Below are 23,035 nucleotides of genomic sequence, written 5' to 3' on the forward strand. Positions count from 1 at the left end.
AGGGAAATGAGAGAATAGAAATGAGAGATGGGTAATTCTATACTGAAATAAAAGAGTATGTTTTCAATACTAAAAAAGGATTGCAATTGCAATCCTTTTTTAGTTAAGTAACTATTTCAATCTCCCATTTATCTCACTGAATTTATATTGGTTTTGGTATTCGCTACGCTTTTCCCATTTCCCTTTTCCCTTTTCCCTTTTCCCTTTTCCCTTTTCCCATTTCCCATTTCCCATTTCCATTTTCCCATTTCCATTTTCCCATTTCCATTCATTCTTTTCGAAACGCAGACATACTCATCCCCTTATGTCGTTTAAAGAATTTATTGCAATGACTTTCATCTGCAAAGCCAAATTCATCAACGATTTCATTGATTCGCTTTTCACTAAATAGCAAACGATGTTCGATTAATCGAATTTTATACGCAGATATATACGCCTGAAAAGATTCTCCACATTGTTTGCGAAAATAACTTCCTAAATAGGTTTCTGAAAGACCAAATCGCTCAGCAACTACTGCCACTTTAAGCCGTTCTGGTTCGCGAATATGCTCCTGAATATAGTTGAGAATCTGCATGATCTTCGCGTCCGTCGTCATCTCTAAGGGTTTGACTTGAATTCGAGCAATATTGCGTGCAGCGATCACCAGTATCGCATTGACCATCGGTCGAATTACATCTTCCTTATACATCAACTCCACCTTCAATACTTCTTGTAGCGTTTGCATCAACTGAGCTACTAACCGTTTATCTTCTTCGTGAACTAATACCGAAGCGGAAAGATGAGAAGCATAATACAACAGGCATTCAAGGTGATCAATACTCTTCCATTGATACTCTTTGACATAGGACTCACCAAATCGAATCACCATAAACTCACACACTCCTTCTAAGTCAAATTCATGACAATCTTGAGGCGTAATTAAAAACAAATCACCTGCTTGAAATGAAATGCGATTGCCATTTACAGCATGATATCCTTCTCCTGAAATCACATACACCAGTTCAAAAAAGTTAAACTGTCGATCGCGCAAAGGACAAACCTCTACTTTTTCATAATACACTTCCAGGGACTGATACATATTTTCTCTTGCCATACTGCAAAAATACCGAAACACACTTGATTTATACCTAAAAAACTATGCTATATCAGTCTATTTTTGCATCATATTAATTTATTTACCGAATATGATACAGCCACCTATCGAAATAGAACTGCAACAAGCAATCCTTGAAAGTCCTTATAATCAAATTGATTATGATTATTTATTGGCACACAACCCTACACAAATTCGAGCGGAAGAGCAACAAGTAGCAGATACGGAAGAGCCACTAGAGATTCCAACAGGTTTACTGGTCGACAACCATCATATTCCCTCTCGAGCGAAAAATCGAAGCATTCGCTTGAGAACCTATCGCCCGCAAAACAAGAATAATCTCCCTGTATTCGTCTATTTTCACGGGGGTGCCTTTATTTATGGTACGCCTGAACAATATGATTTTATTTTCTACCAGTTAGCCTTAGCCTTAAATATTTTAATTGTATCTGTAGATTATCGCTTAGCTCCTGAATATCCTTTTCCTGCGGCATTGGATGATGGATATGATGCGTTGCTCTGGTTAGCGCAAGAAGCAGAGCAGTTGGGGGGAAATAAAAAGAATATCAGCATTGGCGGAAGTAGTGCTGGTGGCACGATTGCCGCTTCACTTGCTCATCTAGCACGAGATAAAAAAGAAGTAACGATTCAACATCAATACCTCCTCTACCCTCCTATGGATCATCGTTTGCAAACCGCTTCTATGCAAACCTTAGCTGAAGCTCCGATGCAAACCCGTCAAAGTGCGCATTGGATGTGGAAATATTACTTAGCGAAAAAACACACTACTCCACCTCTCTATGCAGTCCCTTTGTTACAAACAAACTTCGCTAATCTACCGTCTACTACAATTATTGTGGCTGAGTTTGATCCTTTAAAAGATGAAGCCAAACACTATGGAATGCAACTAAAAGAAGCAGGCGTATCCGTAACCATCAAAGAAATAAAAGGGGCTACTCATGTTTTTGATTTTTTCCCAACAACTATGGCACGCGAATTTTGGCAACAACAAACCCGCTATTTACAAACTATTTTAAATCGATAATAACGTGAATATACTAGTGATCAACGGACACCCCAATCCAGATAGCCTTAATACAGCCATCGCACAAACCTATATCGAAACGGCAAGAGCTTTAGGAGCCTCCGTGCGCGCTATCTCCCTATAGGCAAATTAAACTTTAATCCTAATCTCCAATATGGTTATACCCAACGCATGGAACTAGAACCCGATTTACTCCGCGCATGGGATGATATCTATTGGAGTACGCATCAAGTATGGATTCATCCGATGTGGTGGGTAGGTATGCCAGCAGTAATGAAAGGATTTTTTGATCGTTTATTTTTGCCTGGATTAGTCTTTAAACATCACACTACGGGAAATACACAAGGACTTCTAACAGGAAAAACAGCGCGTATTCTCGTTACTATGGGCGATTTATCTCCTCAGGTACATCAAGAAATCTACCAATCTACTGGAATAATACCGCTCAAAGATGGGATCTTAGCATACTGTGGAGTTCAAACGGAAGCTGTTGATACTATAGGCCCGTTGAATGATTTTAGCCAACAAGACATTCAACAACTCCTCATACAAGTAGCACATGCCGCAAAAAAGGATATCAACCGATACACAAAAATTGTTTTTCAAAAAAATAAACAACAGACAACCAAGTAATAATCAAGGAAATAAAAACAAAAAAAGGTTATAAATTAAATACTTTTTTGTTTTTATTTGTTTTGTATTACTATTTGTTTGTATATTTGCACCACAATAGCGCGGGATAGAGCAGTAGGCAGCTCGTCGGGCTCATAACCCGAAGGTCACAGGTTCGAGTCCTGTTCCCGCTACTAAGCCAAAAAGACTTAATCTAACGATTAAGTCTTTTTTTTTGTTCTGTTGTCAACTAAAAAAGCTTCCTTATAGTCGTTAGTATCCTACTGTTTCTTCCATCGTTGGACGTGCACGATCTCCTGCTATCACTCCTAAAATTAAGTTTTTTACATTTTCATTGACTTCATCCTTAGGTTCTAATACCAAAGCTTGTTCGATTAAAGCTAAAGCTTCATTGTCTCGTTCCGCCAAGACTAAATTCATTGCATGATTGCCCATTAAAGCAAAATCATTGGGTTTTCGTTCCATGGATGCTGCTGAATAATAAAGGGCCTTTTCTAAATCCTGCAAATGAATTGCTTCAAGTGCCGCCTCCATCGGAATAGCGTGGTTCTCTTCATTACTAACAAAAGCTTTTTCTAATAAGCTTAAAGCTTCTTCGTGACGACCTAAGCGTTGTAGTGCTTTAGCCTTTAGCACCATACTTGGCCAATGATCTTCAATTAAGGCTAAGCACTGTTTAAAATAATCTACTGACTCTTCTAACTTCAACTGATCCGCAGGATCTAAACTCTCCATGCGGTATCCACCTAACAGGATAAGACCATCTTGTTTTTCACAAGCTAAATCGTATAGTTTAGTAAAATTTTCTGTTTGAATTCGCTCTGCCTCATCGGCATCAATTTGGTCGTAAATAGTTCCGTTCATCAATTGCTCAATTTCCTCTGGAACCAATTCTTTACCATAACCAGAATAGGGATTTAAAATAAATGAAGCCCCTTTGGTCATCGAGAATAGATCTTGTCCTTTTAAACTGATGTAGGACACTTTTTTTTCGTTGATGATATCTTGATCAAAAATGCGATTTAGTGAAGTAAAAACGGGAATTTGTCCCCCCTCAAAGGAAACTAGCTTTAACTTGCCATTTTCTTCCACCACTTGTTCACCTTCTTCTGCTTCCAAATAGTCAGGTGTCAAAACGATCAGCTGATTCCAAATCAATTTTTGGTAAAAATATTTTTGAGCATCACTGCTGGAAGGCGCTTCCATAAGATAACGCTCTAACTCATTTTCGGGAAATGTTGATTTATTTGCTTTCTTCTTTTTAAAAAGATCTAATAATTTCATTTTCTTTTATACACTTAATTAATAGCAGTTAAAATCGAGGTTAGTGTCCTTGGTATATAACCGCCTTGCTTTTTTCGATAGCTATTAAAGATACAATAAACGCAAGTGCTATACTAAACACTTAACAATTCATTACAACTCCGAAAAAAAGGTATTGAGTCCATAAAAAGTTAGGGGACATCTGATAAATAAACGGTATTTTTGATTACAAATGTGCTGAAATAATAGCCTCGATTTGACTTGCCTTGTTGACTGTCATAAAGTGTCCTCCACCAACAATAGAGTAGTCCACAGTCACAAGTCGGTGCGGCAATAATCGATCCCGATCGCCGTGAATATGCAGAACATTCGATGGAATAGTTGTGTTATTCCAGGTTAGAATAGCATCAATAGCCCATCGAAGAAACACAGGATCTGTATCGTCCAAAATAGCTTTTAGCAATTTTTTATCCTCTTGCGTATGCACCCCAAAAAACCAATACGTCAAGCTATTGCTTCGCTTTAAACATGCAGTAGGCAGTAGGGTGTGTACTTTTAATCGCCCTAATAAACGAAACAATAGAGGTATTTCAGCTTTTTCTTTCGCAGAAGCGATACATATTATTTTTTGTACAGCGAGAATTTTCGCAATTTCGATAGCCACCATTCCTCCAAAAGACAACCCAATAAGTATGGGATGTGCTGTTGTTATTTGCTGTGCCATGCGTTTGGCATAAGCAGCTAAAGATTCATGTTTTACTGGTAGTACCCAGGCCAAAAAGGTGACCCTCATGTTTTCGAAACGAAAGTGCTCAAAAACACGATGGTCTACTCCAAGTCCACTAAGTACATAGACCTCCTTCATGCTTCCCTTTCTCTTTATTTCGCTTTATGGGAAACACCTATCTTCAAATTTTCTTTGATTTTGGTGCGTATTTTGACTACTGTAACCGGTTTTTCAAAGCCCAATTGATCCAAAACAATCACTTCAGAGTCTAAGATGTAATCTTTATCTATCAACACATATTGAGGCTTAACATTCAATACAGCTTGATTAATCATAAAAACTACATTCTCATTCACTAATCCAGCATCTTTTAGCCATTCTGTTAAGGTGAGCAATTGTAGTTGTTTGGCATCCTTGGTTTCTATTTTAATTTTGCGATCGTAAGTAAATCCATCTAGTGCAAAAGCTCCCTTTTCCAACATAACATCTTTGATCATTTTAGGATTTAATCCCAAGCTACTATAACCTGAATATACCTTATTCTCAATCTCCATCACATAGGAATAATTGTGTCGATTCAAATCGGCTAGATTAAACGTAGATTCCGCCACAGCGGAAGGATTTATTTTTTCTTTAGACTGAGCGATAGTAGCGCTGCTCCACAGTCCTAATGTACTTAGACAAGTAAGGTATAAAATGCGTTTCATGTTGTTTATTTTCTACTAAATGTAAACAAAAAAACACGTAATAAACACAAATACAAAAAAAAAGGCTTGTACCATTTGTACAAACCTTTTCTTTATCTTTATTTACATCAGTGCTGCAGCAATATCTTCCCATTCCTGCATCAATCCCTCTACTTTCTTTTTATTCTTCTCATATGCGCTAAAAAACGCTTCATCTTGCATAAGTTTTTCGTAATCTACAGCTAAACGCTCATCGTCTTTGGCAATTTTCTTTTCTAAATCACTGATCTCGCTTTCAATTTTACTCAATCGATTTTGCAGCGTCTTTTGTTTTTTCTGATCTTCATAAGACAAGGTTACTGCTTTCTTCTCTTCTACCTTGACCACTTGAGGCTCTTGTTTATCACTTTTCTTCTCGATCTCTCGCATATTTTGCGCCTTGCGTTCCTCTAGGAAGTAGTTGATATCACCTAAATATTCCTTGATTTTTTGATCCTTGAATTCGTAGACTAAATTGGTTAATCCTTGTAAGAAATCACGATCGTGGGAAACTAAGATCAAGGTTCCTTTAAAATTTAGCAACGCCTGTTTCAATACGTTTTTCGACTTAATATCCAAGTGATTCGTCGGCTCATCCATTAGCAATACGTTGATAGGTGAAAGTAACATACGACATAAAGCCAAGCGATTTCGCTCACCCCCTGACAATACTTTTACTTTCTTTTCTACATCGTCTCCTCTAAATAAGAAAGCACCTAGCATATCGCGAACTTTGACGCGGTTGCCATCTGTAGCAGCATCCAGCATGGTATCTAAAAGCGTTTTTTCGCCATCTAAATAATCCGCTTGATTTTGCGCAAAATAGCCAATTTGCACGTTGTGTCCCACTTTAATTGACCCCTCGTATTCAAATTCTTTCATTACCGCTTTGATCAACGTAGACTTTCCTTGTCCATTCTGTCCAACGAAGGCAATTTTACTTCCGCGCTCAATCAAGAAATTCACGTCTTTAAAGATTACTTTATCGCCAAAACGCTTGGTAACATTCTCCATTTCCAATACGACCTTTCCAGGATCAATACTTACAGGAAAGGAGATATTCATCACAGCATTATCATCTTCATCAACCTCAATGCGCTCAACCTTATCTAGTTTTTTAATTAGCGATTGCGCCATGGACGCTTTTGTTGCTTTGTAGCGGAAACGCTCGATCAATTTCTCTGTTTCCTCTATTTTTTTAGCTTGATTTTTTTGAGCAGCCAATTGCATTTCGCGTAATTCTTCACGCAATACCAAGTATTCAGAATACGGCTTATCAAAATCGTAAATCTTACCCAATGAAATTTCAATGGTGCGGTTTGTTACGTTATCCAAGAACATTTTATCGTGGGAAATAATTACCACAGCGCCTGGATATCCTTTTAAAAAGTTTTCCAACCAGATGATACTTTCAATATCCAAGTGGTTGGTTGGCTCATCGAGTAATAGTACATCATTATCTTGCAACAAGAGCTTAGCTAATTCGATACGCATGCGCCACCCCCCAGAGAATGTATCAGTAAGATTATCAAAATCTTCACGTTTGAAACCCAATCCTTGGAGTACGCGCTCAGTATTTCCGACATAGTTATATCCCCCAATAATTTCAAAACGATGGGTTAAATCACTCAATTTCTCAATCAACTCACTGTAGGATTCCGATTCATAATCCGTACGTTCAGCTAATTCTTTATTGACGCGATCCAGCGCTGCTTCAACTTCTTTAATTTCTACAAAGGCTTGGTAGGCTTCTTCTAGTACCGTTCTTCCAGGAATAAAATCAATATCCTGACGTAGGAATCCTATTTTAAGTTCCTTTTCCATCGCGATACTACCCGTATCAGGTTCCATATCGCGAGATAAAAGTTTCAACATCGTTGACTTTCCAGCTCCATTTTTCCCCACTAAACCAACACGGTCACCAGCTCCAATTCTGAATGTAACGCTTTCAAATAAAAACTCTCCTGAAAACGAAACAGACAAATTATGTATATTCAACATAAATACTACTTCTTTAATTTAAATTTTTTGTAGCGGTGAATGGATATATTTTCCTCCAACGCTATATCTTTTTCTATGTAATTGTATAATTGCTCAGCCAAATAAGGCGCAAGCAAGACTCCTCGCGTTCCCAAGCCGTTCAAAACGAGAATACGGTCAGATTCTATACTTCTACCTAACAAAGGGCGTCTATCTTTCACAGTTGGCCGAATACCCGCCATGTGTTCGACTACTTCAAAATCGAGCGTAATAAAACTACGCAATCCTTCCAAAAGTTCTTCTTTACCTGCCGGCGTAGGATCATCTGTTTTGTCTTCCCAATTATAAGTGGCTCCTACTTTATAAAGATCGTTTCCAATTGGAATTAAAAACACCCCTGCTTTTAGCATAAAATCGCAGTTTAAGTTTGGTATTTTCACAATCATCAACTCTCCTTTGGTACCATCTAAGGGTAGCGTATTAAAAAAAGGATTCTGCAATAAACCGAAACCTTCCGCAAAAACAATGCGGTGTGCCTGAATACCTTTGTATGAAATACCTTGCTCATCATATTGCAAAGCCGCATAGTCGAACGATTCTTTTTTATAACATCCCAATTGGGTCAGATATTGCCGATAAGCAGGGATTAAATCATCGGTTTCCAAATAACCAGTTGCCATCACTTTACCTAATCCAAAGGGCAAATCTACTCCATCTAATTGCTTCTTTTCAATTTCGGGAGATAAAAAAGCATTTAGATTGGGACGATCTGCGGCCTGAAACCAATTATTTTGCTCTTCAATAGAAGCCAAACGACGGTATAATGCCATAGGATGCCAACATGAAATCTGTAATTTCTCCTCCAGTGCAGGATAAAAAACTTCTGCTAAAGTAAGTTGTTCTTTGACCTTCCAAACATCAGTAAAGCGCTTTAGAACAACAGGATTATACATCCCTCCTGCAACTAAGGAGGACGATCGTTCTTCTGCATCGATCACGATAAACGTTTTTCCTTCTTGGGCTAATTTCTCAGTAAAAGCAATTCCAGCTAATCCTGTTCCAACAACAATATAATCCACCATAGGTCAAATAATAAAAAAAGCTCTTATCTAATTTAGATAAGAGCTTTATAAATTAGTAATTACAAAATTAGTAATTCCATAAATCATCTTCAAGGTTTCTGATCAATTCTTTGATGCGCTCGCCTTCAAATAATTGACTTAACTCCCCACCTTTGATATAATCGTTAATACGTGAATCTCCGTATTGATTATCTGCTTTATAAATCGTAGAGCTAAAGCGTCTTGCGTTTAACAAATGATCAAAATTCATTGGATTCATCGGGTTTTTAGAGTTGAATACTTGTGCTTCGAACAAGGTATTTCTAGCATCTGGGAAGAAAATCCAGAAAAGTTCTACTGCGTTTTCAACTTCTGCACCTTTGGTATACAAATCTACTACTACTGGCGCGATACCTAAAAGACGGTATTTCAACTGACCTTCATTGCGATCAAAATACCACATCCCTACTACGTGGTACGATTTTACATCAGATGGACGTAATTCTACACGTTGAATATATTCTTCTGGAATTCTTTCACCAGCATTATAGTATTCAATACCAGCATCTGTAGTATCAATTTTAACGAAAGATGTTTCAAGTTCCTTTAACGTTCTTTTTCTTTTAAAGTCACTATCATCATATACTTCTGTGATAGCTCCAGACTTAATACCGTCAATCAAAGCTTGGAACATTGATTTTCTTCCATCGCCCGAAACTTCTTCGATTGGATAGTAATAAGACTCATTTGCTTTCTCTTCTAGAGAAATGTTTTCCCATACTTTTATACCAAATAGGATATCCTTATCTGCTACATACCCGTATGGAATTGGCCCTTCGCTTTGTACGTATATATCTTGAATACTTTTAATTCCGATTTCTTCTGCTGACTTAGCATTTAACAAGTTTTTTTGTGCAGATGCTTGCAATGAGAATATCGAAAATGCTACAAATAGTGAAATTTTTTTCCAGTTCATATTATTCAAAGTTTTCTTCTATTATTTATTTCGAAATTACATGATTTCGAATGTACAAGGAGCTGTTTTCTTTAATGCGTAATCACCCGCACCATCTAAACGCACCTTGATATCAGAAATAACCACTACATCTCCTAGTCTTGCTTTTGAAATTGCAGCTTTCGCTCTGTCATTCATTCTATTTCCTTGAACGACCACAGATGGTTGTCCTGGAACTTGCAATACAAATCCTGTAACTGTTAATCCTAATTCAAAATCAAAATCTTCTAATTTTGCACCAATCGTTACGATCTCTAAGTTAGACTTAGGACCTTTCGCAGCATACTCACCACGAACTGTACCACGAGGTGCAGGAATATCTTTAATTCTAAATACTTTTTTGTCGCTTACAGTTGATCCGTCAGGTAATTTTCCAGATACGTTAATTGTAACTTCTCTACCTGCTTGCGGACGCATATTATACTGCCCTGCTTTTCCACCTTTTGATAAACCAGGCGCATTTGCTACTACTTTATCATCAGAAATACCAGCAAATGAAATAGTCATTGGGTTCACAACCCCGCGGTATACCACGTTCATTTTATCTGCAGAGATATTCGCTGAATTCGGTTTTGGCACTACAACATAGTTTCCTTTGATATCGATTTCAACTGGTTTTCCATCTTCCATGAACGTAAATTTACCTTTTACATCATGTTCTCCAACGTTACCTGTACCGAAGCTCAGGTTTACTTGCCCATCTTCTAAAGCTTGAGTTAAATCAACTTTTTGTCCATTTACCACTACTTCAGTAGGAACTGTAGATTTATCATAACGTCCTAATACAACTTTTCCTTTAAACTGCTCTCCAGCAAAGAAAGCTGATTTTTCAGGGATTACAATTGCAGCATAGTTACGCATTGAAGCCGCTTGACTTAATGTATTACCTAATAATACGTTATAGTAATCATGCTCAATAATCATCGCATCATTTTGCATTGTCGATAACTTCGTTAAAGACGCAATTGCAGGAAACCCTTGGAAATTGTAATTTAAATACGGTTTGACTACCCCTTCAGCATCTTTTACATCCGAAATATCAAATCTATTTTGCACTTCTGAAACGATTGGAATAAACTTCACGTCATCCCCAATAATTTCTAAGATTGTGCTTTTGTATTTTTCAATTGCTCCGATAAACTCTTCTCCTTCTGCAGAATATTTATCACCTTTAAACCAGGCTTGATCAATTACATCGCCTTTTTCCATGCGCTCTGCTGGTAATTTACCATCCACACGTTGCTCTTCTAAAGGATCTGTAATTTGTTTCTTAACAACGGCAACATAATCGTAAAACTCTTTTGTTACTGCTGCTACTTGCTTAGCTTTCTTATAAGGCTCGCCAAAACGAGTTGGATCATCTGCTGATTTAGCTTCTAAACCTCCTAATAAATTGCTATTATTATCTATCGCCGAAATATTCGACGATTCAAATTTGTCGTTTACCATACCAAAAGCTGATAAAACCTCCTTTGACATCTGAAGTGCCATCATCGCGATGAACACAAGATACATAAGGTTAATCATCCTTTGCCTAGGCGTCAATTTTGCTCCTCCTGCCATTATTTATAACTTTATCTGATTATAAATTAATTAGCACCGCGGTGACCCATTGCAGAAAGCATACCTCCATAAACTGTGTTTAAAGAAGCTAGATTGCCTGTCAAAGCAGACATTTGCTCTTTTAATTTGATGTTATTTTCAGCAACTTCTTTATTGATCTCAGCATTGCGCGTTGCGCTTTCCAATTGAACTTTATACATTGAGTTTAAAGATTCTAATTGAGCAGCAGCCAATGACATTTCTTCAGCGTATTTTCTTGTAGAAGCAACTGAATCAACTGTTGGAGCGATTTCTTTCGATGCTGCTTCAAAGTTTCTGATACTTCTATTTAAGCTATTCATTAATTCACCATCAATTTTGGCTTCTTTAAGTAAATCATCTAATTTTTTAGATAACATTCCTTGCTCTTCAGTTCCTCCACCTACAAATCCTACAGCACCACTACCGCCACCTCTAACTTGTGTTGGTTCTCCGCCTTTTAATTCGGGATAAACTTTAGACCAGTCTAACTCGTCATCAACTGGTTCAAAAGCAGATATCGCAAAAATAAGAGCTTCTACAACCAATCCTAAAGTTAGCATATTATTTCCATTAATTGGACCTAACTCCATGTGCGTAATTTTAAATAATGCACCGATAATTACAACTGAAGCCCCCATTCCATAACAGAAGTTCATTACTTTTTTAGGTATTGCCATAATTTTTTAATTGTTTTAATTGTTTGTCTATAATCTATAATTGTTTTGGTTCAAAATTATCTTGCCATTTTAGCGGCGTTGCTTCTTGACATCGATCCAGAAACAGATTGTACTAATCTAAATCCGATATATGATCTAGCCGAGTCTGCATATTCAGAATCACGAGTTGCCACTTGTAACATATAAGCAGGGTCTCTCCAAGATCCTCCTCTGATTACTTTTAATGGTGTCTCAGATCTGATATTTTTTGGTTTTAAGCTTGACATAAAGTCATAAGACGATGAGTCATAAGGTGAACTCGTCCATTCAGCAACGTTTCCAGACATATTGTATAGATTATATCCATTTGGCGGATATGCACGTGCTTCAGCTGTATAAGTAGCTCCATCCGCTGCATAATCAAAACGACTTGGTTTGAAGTTAGCCATGAAACATCCTTTTTCATCTGTTGTGTAAGGACCACCCCAAGGATACATTGCTCCTTCTAAACCACCTCTAGCTGCAAATTCCCATTCGCTTTCCATTGGCAATCTGTACTCATGTACTTCTGAAGGCATGCGTTTTGAACGTAAGAATGTATTTTTGTACAAGGTTCTCCACGCTGCAAATGCTCTTGCTTGGTGCCAGTTTACTCCTACTACTGGATATTCTCCGAAAGCTTCATGCCAGAAATAATCATTGTGCATTGGCTCGTTGTAAGAATATTGGAATTCTTTAATCCAACGTGTTGTATCTGGATAGATCAACAATGTTTCTGTTTTTAGGTGTCTGTTGCGTTTTCCACGAGGATCTACGCCTTTATCTTTCATTGCTCCTTCTAAATCCACATAGGTGTACTTGAAGCTAAGTTTAGATGCATCAAACATACCCAACCCATTATATGTTTCCGAAGCTGGAATGTACAACGAGTCCATAACCTCTACATAGTATTCATCTGGATAACGATCTACAGACGAAGGTAGATTTACTTTTTTGTTTAATCTTCTTCCAGCATACATATCATCACTGCTATCCATGCTGTAGTAGTTCTCATACATATATCTTTGATAAGGCGTCATGCGATCTAGATTCTCTTCATTGTCTAAAAATGCATATGCACCAATACCACCACCATCGGGAGTTAACCCCATATCATCAGCTGCAATAGCTAAACGAGTTCGGATAACCGAATCCTTTACCCATTCAACGAATTTTCTATACTGGTTGTTTGTAACTGCAGTTTCATCCATATAGAACGAACCAACCGTTACCGTTTTTGTTGGAGCATCCTGTGCACCAAGGAAATCTTCGTTTGATTGTCCCATTGTAAAAGTCCCACCAGGAACTAAAGACATACCATGAGGCTTCGTAGTTGACCATCTCTTTCCTTCTGTTCCTCCTAACAACTCACCTCGATCTCCAGTACCACAGCTGCATACCAAAGCTAAAACTGCTCCTAACGTAATGATCTTCTTCATATATTATTTAGGTTTTCTTATATACTTCTTAAAAATGTAAACGTATTCAATTATTTTTAATTTTCAAAAACAAAGCTAAAAAAAATTTAGTTTATATTTAACATATATAAATGTTAAATTTTTTTTAGTCAAACTAAACTCTTTTTAAATGCTCTCCACCACCTATCAGGTAGTTGCTGAGCAATGGCATTTTGGTAATCTTCATAACTACATGGCAACAAAGTTTTCTTCATTAACTTTTCGTTAACACCCCCACCAACATTCACCTCGATCCACCATCTACCCGAAACATCACTCTTGTAGAATACTAAGTTTTCATAGTCATCAAATGGCACTATGTACTTGATGTAATTATCTTTACAAGCAAAAGGGTATTCATTATAACGGTAATTAACACCTTCTATAAAATACCACAACAGTTGTCCCAATAATAACGTTTCGTTTACTTGATTATTGTAATTAAACACTCCAAAAGTGCTAACCTTGTCACTTAAACCGCTGTATCGAGCCAAAGAACATATTTCTCGTCCATCAAATCCGTTGGGATTATATGTCGTAAAATTACCAGAATCACTCGACTTTACAGCATTAATATCGATACTTACAATATCCGCATCACGTAAAACGGGTTCTGCCAGTGCAATATTATTAATAATTTCGCCAACTCTGTATGCTTCAAAGTATAAACTTTCAATTAAATCGATCTCTTCTTGCGAATTATAATACGTTTGGTAGCCTAAATTTGAAAAATTAAACAAATTATTGGGTTCTTCTAGAATAATTCTCGACAAAAAACTTTCTGCAGGGTGACTTCCATCTTTAGCGACATCTAATTTGTGATCGATACAAACCAAGTTGACCATTTGTTCTAATTTGTCATAGCCTCGGTACAAAGCATATGTTAAATCTTGACTTCCACCAATCACAACGGGAATCGTTCCATTTTTAACTAAATCTGCAATAACTTTCCCCAACAAGAAATACGTATCTTCAACAGATTCTCCAGGTGCTATATCTCCTAAATCCACGATTCGAACATGCCAATTGCCAGGAAATAACGTATAGAACGATTTTCGAACCTTCATCAAATCAACCGTTTCAACATCAGAGGCTAATCCTCTGTTATCCGTCACTCCGATAATTGCAATCTTATATTGATCATACTTATCGAAATCTCCGCCTGAGTGAAAATGAACCTTCTTACCCAAACTTTGACTGGGTAATCCGTCTATATAATTCCTAAACTCAACACTAACTGGACGTAAAAGCTCTAACATACCTTCTCTATTCAATTATTTCTTTGTTGTCGTTTTCTTCGCTGCAGGTTTCTTTGCAGTAGTTTTAGCGGCAGGTTTTTTCGTTGCCGCTTTAGTCTTTTTAGCTGGTGTTTTTGCCTCAATCATCGCTTTTACTTCCTCCAAGGTTAACGCTTGCGCATCGACATCTTTAGAAAGCTCAATTTTAACCTTACCTTTTAAGATCACAGATCTTCCCCATCTCGCTTTTTCTACGCGAATTCCCTCTTCGGTCCAATCGTGAATAACCTTGTCTTTTTCTTTTTGAATTTTATCTTCAATTAATTCAATTACATCTTGATTCGAAAGATTGTCAAAGTCGTATTTTTTATTAACATTAATAAAAATTCCATTCCATTTTAGGTAGGGACCAAATCGCCCTACTCCTTTTTGAACGGGTAAATCTTTATAGGTAGCGATTGGTCGATCTGCTTCTTCCTTTTCTTTAATAAAACCTAATGCCGTTTCATAGGACACATCCAATGGTTCTAATCCTTTTGGCAGTGAAATAAACGTCTTACCCACACGCACATAGGGACCAAATCGCCCATTGTTAACTTCAACCTCTTCTCCATTGTACTCGCCTAACATTTTAGGCAACAAGAATAACTTTAACGCCTCTTCTAAGGAGATGGTACCAATATTTTGATCTGGTGCTAAACTTGCAAATTGTTTGTTTTCATCCTCTGCATCCCCAATCTGTGCCATAGGTCCAAACTTCCCAAGGCGAACCAAAACGGGTTTACCGGAGACTGGATCCGTTCCCAAGATGCGCTCACCTGATTCGCGCTCTGCATTTTCCTCTACATCTTTTACTGTTGGATGAAAATGGTCGTAAAACTCGCGCATCATCTTGGCCCAATCTTCTTCTCCTGCAGCAATTGCATCAAAGTCTTCCTCTACTTTTGCTGTGAAATTATAATCTAAAATGGTCTTGAAATTCTTAACTAAGAAGTCGGTCACAATAATTCCAATATCTGTTGGTATCATTTTCCCTTTATCAGACCCCGTTTTTTCAACAAGCACCTTCTCTGTAACAGCAGCCTGCGCTAAGGTCATTACTTTATAAGGACGTTCTTTTCCTTCTGTGGTTCCTTTTTCCACATAATTACGCGCTATAATCGTCGAGATTGTTGGCGCATAGGTAGATGGACGACCAATTCCCAGCTCTTCTAATTTTTTTACTAACGAAGCTTCTGTATAACGAGCAGCAGGTTTGCTAAAGCGTTGTGTTGCTACCATAGTATTAGACAATAGCGGTTCCCCAACCCTTAGGTGAGGTAAAATACCTTCTACTTCTTCATCTTCATCATCGTGACCTTCTAAATACACTTTCAGGAAACCATCGAATAACAGCACTTCTCCTGTTGCAACAAATAAGTCATTGTATTTATTAGCACCAATTTTCACATTGGTTCGCTCTAATTTAGCATCACTCATTTGAGAAGCCAATGTACGCTTCCAGATCAAGTCGTATAGACGGGCTTGGTCTCTGTCCAAAGGCACAGCATGTAGCGCCATATTCGTTGGTCGAATGGCCTCGTGCGCTTCCTGAGCTCCTTTACTTTTTGTTACATAACTTCTCGATTGTACATATTCTGCACCGTAAGATTTTGTGATCTCCGCAGCAGCGGCTTTGGTAGCCTCTTCAGATAGATTCACACTATCCGTTCTCATGTAGGTAATAAATCCTTCTTCGTACAAACGCTGTGCTAACATCATGGTTTGCCCAACTGAATAATATAATTTACGCGCAGCTTCCTGTTGCAACGTTGACGTTGTAAATGGAGCAGCTGGCGATTTCTTTGCAGGTTTGGTTTCTAAATCCTTAATGGCATAATTCGCTCCTATATTAAGGTTTAAAAAATCTTTCGCCTCTTGTTCACTTGTAAAGTTTTTCGACAAGCGAGCTTTAACTACTTTTCCTTCTTCTGTTTTAAACTCTGCCGTTATCACATAAGAAGATTCTACGTTGAATTCGTTGATTTCTTTTTCTCTTTCGACAATCAGTCGAACAGCAACAGACTGTACGCGTCCTGCGGACAATCCGCCTTTCACTTTTTTCCACAACACAGGCGATAATTCATACCCTACCAAACGGTCCAATACACGTCTCGCTTGTTGTGCATTTACTAAATTGTAATTAATTCCTCTGGGATTTTCAATGGCTTTTAAAATCGCTGATTTAGTAATCTCGTGAAAAACAATGCGTTTCGTTTTATTTTGATCTAACTTTAATTCTTCCGCCAAATGCCAGGCAATAGCCTCTCCCTCGCGGTCCTCATCGGAAGCCAACCAAACAGTTTCTGCTGTTTTAGAAAGATCCTTTAACTTTTTTACTACTGCTTTTTTATCACTCGAAACCTCGTATTTGGGTTTGAAATTATCTTCTACATTTACTCCTATCTCTTTAGCAGGCAAATCAGCAATGTGCCCATAGCTCGATTCTACCTGATAATCTTTTCCTAAAAATTTCTCTATTGTTTTTGCCTTTGCAGGCGACTCCACGATCACTAAATTCTTTGCCATACTTCATTGTTTTGTGAAGCAAAAATATGTGTTTTTTCTTAATATTTCCACTTCAACCGATATTATTCATACTTTCTCTTAAAATCCTTTCGGAGGATTTAAAAAATCTACACTTTTTTAACGTTGATTACCAAAAAAAAACTTTTTTTACCAAACGCCTCCTATAAAAAGAAATTCGCTCAAAAGTAAAAAAACAAAAGTAATTAACGCGTACCTTCGGGTGTATTTTACTTTAGCTATACATTCAAAACACCATTAAATAAAGAAATCTCAACGAATACTCCCCTAAAAAAACCGCTCTTATTCGCTTCCTTCTTTCCTTATATACTCCTTCCCTAGCTCCTTTCTTTTCCTTTCCTCTTACCTACAAGAATGCCATGCTTTGCCTATACCTACAAAAACACTGGTTCAAGTACCCTTCGACAATCCTTCGTGTTTCGCTAGTAAAAACAGGCTTTTCTCGAAGCACTGTCGAAGCATTCTCGGGGCATTGTCAACGCAGTATTAACCCTTATCTATTCAAATCAAGCGGTTTTTCCTCCTTGCCAATTTATTTTTCCTTTCAAACAGCGGTTTCGAACTAGAAAGATGAAGAGCAATAAAATAGCTAAGAGCGTCTTAAATATAAAGCTGTCAACTTGTCAGTAAATAAAATTAAACTATCTTTGTACTCTAAAATAAAACTCCCTTTTAAATAATCATATGGAAAAGGTAATTGACGAAAATAAACAAGGAACAAGCTTACAGCTAGAACAGAATAAAGACAATACAAAGAAGCTTTTTATTGAAAGCTACGGATGTCAAATGAACTTTTCTGACAGTGAAATTGTTGCCTCCATTTTATCTGACGCAGGATACAATACAACCAATAATCTAGAAGAAGCTGATTTAGTATTAGTAAACACTTGTTCGATTCGTGATAAGGCCGAACAAACTGTACGCAAGCGCCTAGATCAATACAACCGCATCAAAAGAAAAAACCCAGGCATGAAAGTGGGGGTTTTGGGGTGTATGGCCGAACGCTTAAAGAGTAAATTCTTAGAAGAGGAAAAAATTGTAGACATGGTTGTTGGTCCAGATGCATACAAAGATTTACCAAATCTCCTCAAAGAAGTAGACGAAGGACGCGATGCCATCAATGTTATATTATCCAAAGACGAAACCTATGGTGATATTTCACCTGTTCGTTTGCAAAGTAATGGCGTAACGGCTTTCGTATCGATTACAAGAGGATGTGATAATATGTGTACGTTCTGCGTGGTTCCATTTACACGAGGACGCGAACGCAGTAGAGAACCGCACAGTATTATTTCAGAAATTCAAGATCTTTACGAAAGAGGCTTTAAGGAAATTACCTTATTAGGACAAAACGTAGACAGTTACCTTTGGTATGGCGGTGGTTTGAAAAAAGACTTCGACAAAGCAACTGAAATTCAAAAAGCTACAGCTGTTGACTTCGCTCAACTTCTGGATCTATGTGCAACCAAATTTCCAAAAATGAGATTTCGTTTTTCAACGTCAAATCCACAGGATATGCACATGGAAGTGATTGAAGTTATTGCTCGTCACGAAAATATCTGTAAATACATTCACTTACCTGTTCAATCGGGTAGTACGCGTATTTTACAAGAGATGAATCGCCAACACACAAGAGAAGAATACATCGAATTGGTAGACAAAATCTACGCTTTAATTCCCGATATTTCGCTTTCACAAGATATGATCACGGGTTTCCCAACCGAAACCGAAGAAGATCACCAAGATACACTTTCCTTAATGGAACATGTGCGTTATGATTTTGGGTTTATGTTTGCTTATTCTGAACGCCCAGGTACACTTGCTGCGCGTAAATTAGAGGACGACATTCCAGAAGAAATAAAAAAACGCCGTTTAAGCGAGATCATTGCCGTTCAAGGGAAGATCAGTTTAGAGCGTACGAAGCGTTTTGTAGGACAAACAGTTGAAGTATTAATTGAGAAATCATCGAAGCGTTCTGATTTAGAATGGAGCGGTAGAAATTCACAAAACACAACGGTGGTATTTCCGAAAGAAAATTATAAAGTGGGAGATTTCGTCCAAGTATACGTAGAAGATTGTACATCTGCCACGCTTATAGGCAAGGCCGTTGGTTATTCACCTATGCAGGCGTAATCCCAGTTAAAAACAGCGCTATCAAAAAGTTCACTACATGGAAAATGTTCAAGCGATAAAACAACGATTTGAAATTATAGGAAATGATCCGAAGCTAAACCGAGCCATCCAGAAAGCAGTTCAGGTTGCTCCAACGGATATCTCTGTTTTAGTAACGGGAGAAAGTGGGGTTGGAAAGGAAAGTATTCCCAAAATCATCCATTCGCTTTCCCATCGCAAACATGGTAAATACATTGCCGTAAACTGTGGGGCCATTCCAGAAGGAACCATTGACAGTGAACTTTTTGGCCACGAAAAAGGAGCCTTCACTGGTGCTATTAGCACACGTGAAGGATATTTTGAAGAGGCCAACGGCGGAACTATTTTTTTAGATGAAGTAGGAGAATTGCCCCTAACCACACAAGTGCGTTTATTGCGTATTTTAGAAAATGGCGAATTCATCAAAGTAGGTTCCTCACGTGTTCAAAAAACAGACATCCGAATTATTGCTGCAACCAATGTCAATATGATAGAAGCCATTCACAAAGGCAAGTTTAGAGAAGACCTTTACTATCGTTTGAGTACCATTGAAATTACCCTTCCTCCCCTTCGCGAAAGAGGAGAAGATATTCACTTGCTATTCCGAAAATTCGCTTCGGATTTTGCTCATAAATACAAAATGCCTCCCGTTCGCCTCGATGCTAATGCAGCTAACTTCTTAATTCGCTATCGCTGGGACGGAAACATTAGACAGTTGCGAAATGTGGCAGAAGAAATCTCCGTTTTGGAAACAAATCGAGAAATTACGCTACCTATTTTACAATCGTATTTACCCAATCACGATAGACAACTGCCTTCGGTGATACACAGTAAAAAAGCAGAAAGTGACTTTAGTACAGAACGAGAAATTCTATATAAAATTCTCTTTGACATGCGCAATGACATTACGGATCTAAAAAAACTAACCCTAGAGCTTTTAAAACAAGACAAAGGTCAAGTGCAAGAAAGTAACCAACATTTGATCCAGCGCATTTACGGCAATACCTCCAACGAATCCATAGATTATCCAGCGAATCCTTCTGATATTTTACAATTGGAGAACAGCAACTTACACCCAGGTCAACCCAATCATCCTACTTTTCATCCAACCCTTATGAATGACGATGACGATGACGAGGATTACCTTATCGCAGAAACCGTGGAAGACGACGAACCACTAAATCTAGAAGAACAGGAGGTAGAATTAATCCGAAAAGCCCTCGACAGAAATAAAGGAAAGAGAAAAGCGGCTGCCGAAGAATTGGGTATTTCAGAACGAACGCTGTATCGAAAGATTAAACAATACAACTTATAAATGAAAAAGTTTAGCCCTATTATTGCAATTCTTTTTATAGCTTTAGGCTTACAAAGCTGTAAATATTATAACTTTACTGGTACAGGAAAAATTGATGCTGATTCATTCCAAGTCAATTATTTTCAGAATAATGCGCCTTTAGTTGAACCTGGTATTGAACGTACATTTACCTTGGCATTACAAGATTTAATTCAAGGTCAAACCAGTTTAACCCTGACCAACTCAGATGCAGATTTAATCTATGAAGGAGAAATTGTCGATTACAGAATCAGTCCAATGACAGCGACAGCTGATCAGCGAGCTGCGCAAAACCGTTTGTATATCGCCATTAACGTTCGCTTTATTAACAAGAAAAATCCAGAAGACGATTTTGAAAAGCGCTTTTCATTCTATCATGACTATGAAGCTAATGCACAATTAGTTGGAGGAACATTAAGCACGGCTTTAGACGAAATCTTTGAACGCATTACACAAGATGTCTTCAATGAGTCTTTAGCTAAATGGTAAAATATATTAAAAACCAAAATTTGACTATAAACACACTACATACATACTTAGCTGATCCCTCTCAAATCAAACGATCAGATATTCAAGAGTTAAAACAACTCCTTGAGCAGTATCCCTATGTACAAGCCGTCCGAAGTTTATACCTCAAAGCGCTATATTCAAATGAAAGTACCTCCTACAATCAGGAACTCAAGAAAACAGCAGCTTATACGTTAGATCGCGACATGTTGTTTAACTTCATTGTGTCAGATGATTTTACCGCTTACCGACCTCTAGCGCTAGAAGAAGTAGAAAAAGAGGTAGAAGAAATACAACCAGAGTCTGTTGTCATAGCCACCAAAGACAGAGAACCAGAACAAAACATTAGTTCGCTACTTGAGAGTATTTCTAAAGTAGCTTATGCTATCACCAAAGAAGATAGAGTTCCTTTCGAAGAACGCCACAAACAGGAGGATGCGATACAGCCTGCTGTAGAACCTTCGGCAGAAACAAGCATAGAAACAGCACTTAATACAACAGACACCTCTGTTTTTACAGCAGCAACCTCGTCGGAAGTAATTGCTGACCACGTACAAGAAGAGCAAAACGACCAAGTTCGTCGCGAAAATACCCTCGCAGATTCCCCAACTGAAATATTGGAAAACAAGTTGGAAATTGGCAAACCTTTAGCTTTTGAGGCTGACGAGAAATACTCCTTTCAAGAGTGGTTACAATTGTCCAAACAACAGCCAATTCTCAGAGAATCGAATACAAAAAGCGACGATTCTCCACAAGAAGAAGAGCAAAAAAAGGAGATAATTACAAAAGATGAAAAAAAATTTCAGGAAAGTTTAGAAAAAAAACAGGCCATGATTGATAAATTCATCGAAACAAATCCTAAAATTATCCCAACAAAAAAAGCAACGGCAAGCCCCATAAATATTGAATTATCAGTACAAGAGAATACAAGTTTGATGACGGAGACTTTAGCCAAAATTTATTTGGAGCAAAAAAAATATCAAAAAGCAATACAAGCTTATGAGATTTTAATTTTGAAATATCCAGAAAAAAGTAGTTTCTTTGCAAACCAAATATTAGATATAAAAGCGTTACAACAACATAATAGTTTATAAGCATGAACACATTTACAGTATTTTTAGTATTGATTGCTATCGTATGTTTTTTATTAATTGTGGTTATTATGGTACAAAATCCTAAAGGTGGAGGTTTAGACTCCTCTTTCGGAGGATCTACTGTAGCAGGAGGTGTAAAAAACACGAATGACTTCTTAGATAAGAGTACTTGGACATTAGGAGCGGTGTTAATCATCTTAATCTTAACGTCAAGCATTAGCTTTAGCGGTGGTGCGATGGGTGATTCTAAACTTTTAGATCCTAATGCAGAAATGCCAGTACCAGTGCAGCAAGAGCTTGTTCCTGCATCACAAGAAGACAATACACAAGCTACAGGAACTGAAGCTCCAGCTACAAGCGAAACTTCAACACCTGAAACTACACAAGAATAAGAAAGTAAAAACTTTGAATATAAAATGCCAGCTGTCAAGTTGGCATTTTTTTTTGCCATTAGCTGTCAATACAAGGTTTGGCACACTTTATGACTATTTTATTGCGTTTAGATTAAATATAAATAATTCAATTTTATAAACTATAATACTATGGCATTAAACATTAAACCACTTGCAGATAGAGTTCTTATTGAACCTCAACCAGCAGAAACAAAAACTGCTTCTGGTATTTTTATTCCTGATACAGCGAAAGAAAAACCACAAAAAGGAACAGTAGTCGCTGTAGGAAATGGAACAAAAGACCACAACATGACCGTACAAGTAGGCGATACAGTCCTATATGGTAAATATGCAGGAACAGAGCTAAAATTGGAAGGTAAAGATTACCTAATCATGCGTGAAGATGACATTTTAGCGATTGTTTAATAAATTGAATCAATAACAAAGAAAAACAAG

21 protein-coding genes and 1 tRNA gene are annotated in these 23,035 nt (G+C 37.6%); 10 read left to right on the plus strand and 12 right to left on the minus strand.

Annotated elements, in window-relative coordinates:
• Nucleotides 1-268 precede the first annotated feature (268 nt).
• A complete protein-coding gene (locus tag ACPDHL_RS00640; protein WP_430530880.1) occupies nucleotides 269-1,093 on the minus strand; it encodes a helix-turn-helix domain-containing protein in 825 nt (274 codons plus the stop codon).
• A 91-nt stretch (nucleotides 1,094-1,184) separates the two neighbouring features.
• Here ACPDHL_RS00640 and ACPDHL_RS00645 point away from each other — a divergent pair, with 91 nt between their 5' ends.
• From ACPDHL_RS00645 to ACPDHL_RS00660, 4 genes are all read left to right on the plus strand, one after another.
• Nucleotides 1,185-2,138, plus strand: a complete 954-nt coding sequence (locus ACPDHL_RS00645; RefSeq protein WP_430530881.1) for an alpha/beta hydrolase — start codon at nucleotides 1,185-1,187, stop codon at nucleotides 2,136-2,138.
• Nucleotides 2,139-2,142: 4 nt separating this feature from the next.
• On the plus strand, nucleotides 2,143-2,262 hold the full coding sequence (locus ACPDHL_RS00650; RefSeq protein ID WP_430530882.1) for an NAD(P)H-dependent oxidoreductase: 120 nt from the start codon (nucleotides 2,143-2,145) through the stop codon (nucleotides 2,260-2,262).
• Between the two features lie 47 nt (nucleotides 2,263-2,309).
• Nucleotides 2,310-2,771: an NAD(P)H-dependent oxidoreductase gene (locus tag ACPDHL_RS00655; protein WP_430530883.1), complete on the plus strand. Its 462-nt coding sequence runs from the start codon at nucleotides 2,310-2,312 to the stop codon at nucleotides 2,769-2,771.
• A 100-nt stretch (nucleotides 2,772-2,871) separates the two neighbouring features.
• A tRNA-Met gene (locus ACPDHL_RS00660) sits at nucleotides 2,872-2,944 on the plus strand.
• 79 nt (nucleotides 2,945-3,023) lie between these two features.
• Here the strand turns inward: ACPDHL_RS00660 and ACPDHL_RS00665 are convergent.
• The 11 genes from ACPDHL_RS00665 to topA form a co-directional block, all read right to left on the minus strand.
• A complete protein-coding gene (locus ACPDHL_RS00665) occupies nucleotides 3,024-4,055 on the minus strand; it encodes an SseB family protein (protein ID WP_430530884.1) in 1,032 nt (343 codons plus the stop codon).
• A gap of 205 nt (nucleotides 4,056-4,260) precedes the next feature.
• On the minus strand, nucleotides 4,261-4,899 hold the full coding sequence (locus ACPDHL_RS00670; protein ID WP_430530885.1) for an alpha/beta hydrolase: 639 nt from the start codon (nucleotides 4,897-4,899) through the stop codon (nucleotides 4,261-4,263).
• 14 nt (nucleotides 4,900-4,913) lie between these two features.
• Nucleotides 4,914-5,468: a hypothetical protein gene (locus ACPDHL_RS00675; protein ID WP_430530886.1), complete on the minus strand. Its 555-nt coding sequence runs from the start codon at nucleotides 5,466-5,468 to the stop codon at nucleotides 4,914-4,916.
• 102 nt (nucleotides 5,469-5,570) lie between these two features.
• Nucleotides 5,571-7,487, minus strand: coding sequence for an ABC-F family ATP-binding cassette domain-containing protein (locus tag ACPDHL_RS00680; protein ID WP_430530887.1), 1,917 nt, complete (start codon nucleotides 7,485-7,487; stop codon nucleotides 5,571-5,573).
• Nucleotides 7,488-7,492: 5 nt separating this feature from the next.
• Nucleotides 7,493-8,548 (minus strand): NAD(P)/FAD-dependent oxidoreductase, encoded by a 1,056-nt coding sequence (locus tag ACPDHL_RS00685; RefSeq protein ID WP_430530888.1) that lies wholly within the window; start codon nucleotides 8,546-8,548, stop codon nucleotides 7,493-7,495.
• A gap of 67 nt (nucleotides 8,549-8,615) precedes the next feature.
• Nucleotides 8,616-9,503 (minus strand): gliding motility protein GldN, encoded by an 888-nt coding sequence (gene gldN / locus ACPDHL_RS00690; RefSeq protein WP_430530889.1) that lies wholly within the window; start codon nucleotides 9,501-9,503, stop codon nucleotides 8,616-8,618.
• A 36-nt stretch (nucleotides 9,504-9,539) separates the two neighbouring features.
• Nucleotides 9,540-11,105: a gliding motility protein GldM gene (gene gldM, locus ACPDHL_RS00695; protein WP_430530890.1), complete on the minus strand. Its 1,566-nt coding sequence runs from the start codon at nucleotides 11,103-11,105 to the stop codon at nucleotides 9,540-9,542.
• A gap of 26 nt (nucleotides 11,106-11,131) precedes the next feature.
• Nucleotides 11,132-11,803: a gliding motility protein GldL gene (gene gldL / locus ACPDHL_RS00700; protein ID WP_430530891.1), complete on the minus strand. Its 672-nt coding sequence runs from the start codon at nucleotides 11,801-11,803 to the stop codon at nucleotides 11,132-11,134.
• A gap of 56 nt (nucleotides 11,804-11,859) precedes the next feature.
• On the minus strand, nucleotides 11,860-13,260 hold the full coding sequence (gene gldK / locus ACPDHL_RS00705) for a gliding motility lipoprotein GldK (RefSeq protein WP_430530892.1): 1,401 nt from the start codon (nucleotides 13,258-13,260) through the stop codon (nucleotides 11,860-11,862).
• A gap of 128 nt (nucleotides 13,261-13,388) precedes the next feature.
• Nucleotides 13,389-14,537, minus strand: a complete 1,149-nt coding sequence (locus tag ACPDHL_RS00710) for a formimidoylglutamase (protein WP_430530893.1) — start codon at nucleotides 14,535-14,537, stop codon at nucleotides 13,389-13,391.
• A 15-nt stretch (nucleotides 14,538-14,552) separates the two neighbouring features.
• Nucleotides 14,553-17,084 carry a type I DNA topoisomerase gene (gene topA / locus ACPDHL_RS00715; RefSeq protein ID WP_430530894.1) on the minus strand — a complete coding sequence of 844 codons (2,532 nt, stop codon included), beginning with the start codon at nucleotides 17,082-17,084 and terminating at the stop codon, nucleotides 14,553-14,555.
• Nucleotides 17,085-17,786: 702 nt separating this feature from the next.
• On the opposite strand from topA, the gene miaB reads away from it, so the two are divergent.
• The 6 genes from miaB (at nucleotide 17,787) to ACPDHL_RS00745 (ending at nucleotide 23,005) form a co-directional block, all read left to right on the plus strand.
• On the plus strand, nucleotides 17,787-19,235 hold the full coding sequence (miaB, locus tag ACPDHL_RS00720; protein ID WP_430530895.1) for a tRNA (N6-isopentenyl adenosine(37)-C2)-methylthiotransferase MiaB: 1,449 nt from the start codon (nucleotides 17,787-17,789) through the stop codon (nucleotides 19,233-19,235).
• Nucleotides 19,236-19,272: 37 nt separating this feature from the next.
• Entirely contained in the window at nucleotides 19,273-20,568 is a 1,296-nt protein-coding gene (locus tag ACPDHL_RS00725; RefSeq protein ID WP_430530896.1) for a sigma-54 interaction domain-containing protein, read from the plus strand.
• Nucleotides 20,569-21,075, plus strand: a complete 507-nt coding sequence (locus ACPDHL_RS00730) for an LptE family protein (RefSeq protein WP_430530897.1) — start codon at nucleotides 20,569-20,571, stop codon at nucleotides 21,073-21,075. It begins immediately after the preceding gene.
• Between the two features lie 20 nt (nucleotides 21,076-21,095).
• Complete coding sequence (locus tag ACPDHL_RS00735) at nucleotides 21,096-22,187, plus strand: tetratricopeptide repeat protein (RefSeq protein ID WP_430530898.1); 1,092 nt, start codon at nucleotides 21,096-21,098, stop codon at nucleotides 22,185-22,187.
• A gap of 2 nt (nucleotides 22,188-22,189) precedes the next feature.
• On the plus strand, nucleotides 22,190-22,579 hold the full coding sequence (gene secG / locus ACPDHL_RS00740; protein ID WP_430530899.1) for a preprotein translocase subunit SecG: 390 nt from the start codon (nucleotides 22,190-22,192) through the stop codon (nucleotides 22,577-22,579).
• Nucleotides 22,580-22,729: 150 nt separating this feature from the next.
• Nucleotides 22,730-23,005 (plus strand): co-chaperone GroES, encoded by a 276-nt coding sequence (locus ACPDHL_RS00745; protein WP_060873958.1) that lies wholly within the window; start codon nucleotides 22,730-22,732, stop codon nucleotides 23,003-23,005.
• The last annotated feature ends 30 nt before the right edge of the window (nucleotides 23,006-23,035 follow it).

This window comes from Myroides sp. C15-4 (assembly GCF_050522745.1).
Lineage (GTDB): Bacteria > Bacteroidota > Bacteroidia > Flavobacteriales > Flavobacteriaceae > Flavobacterium.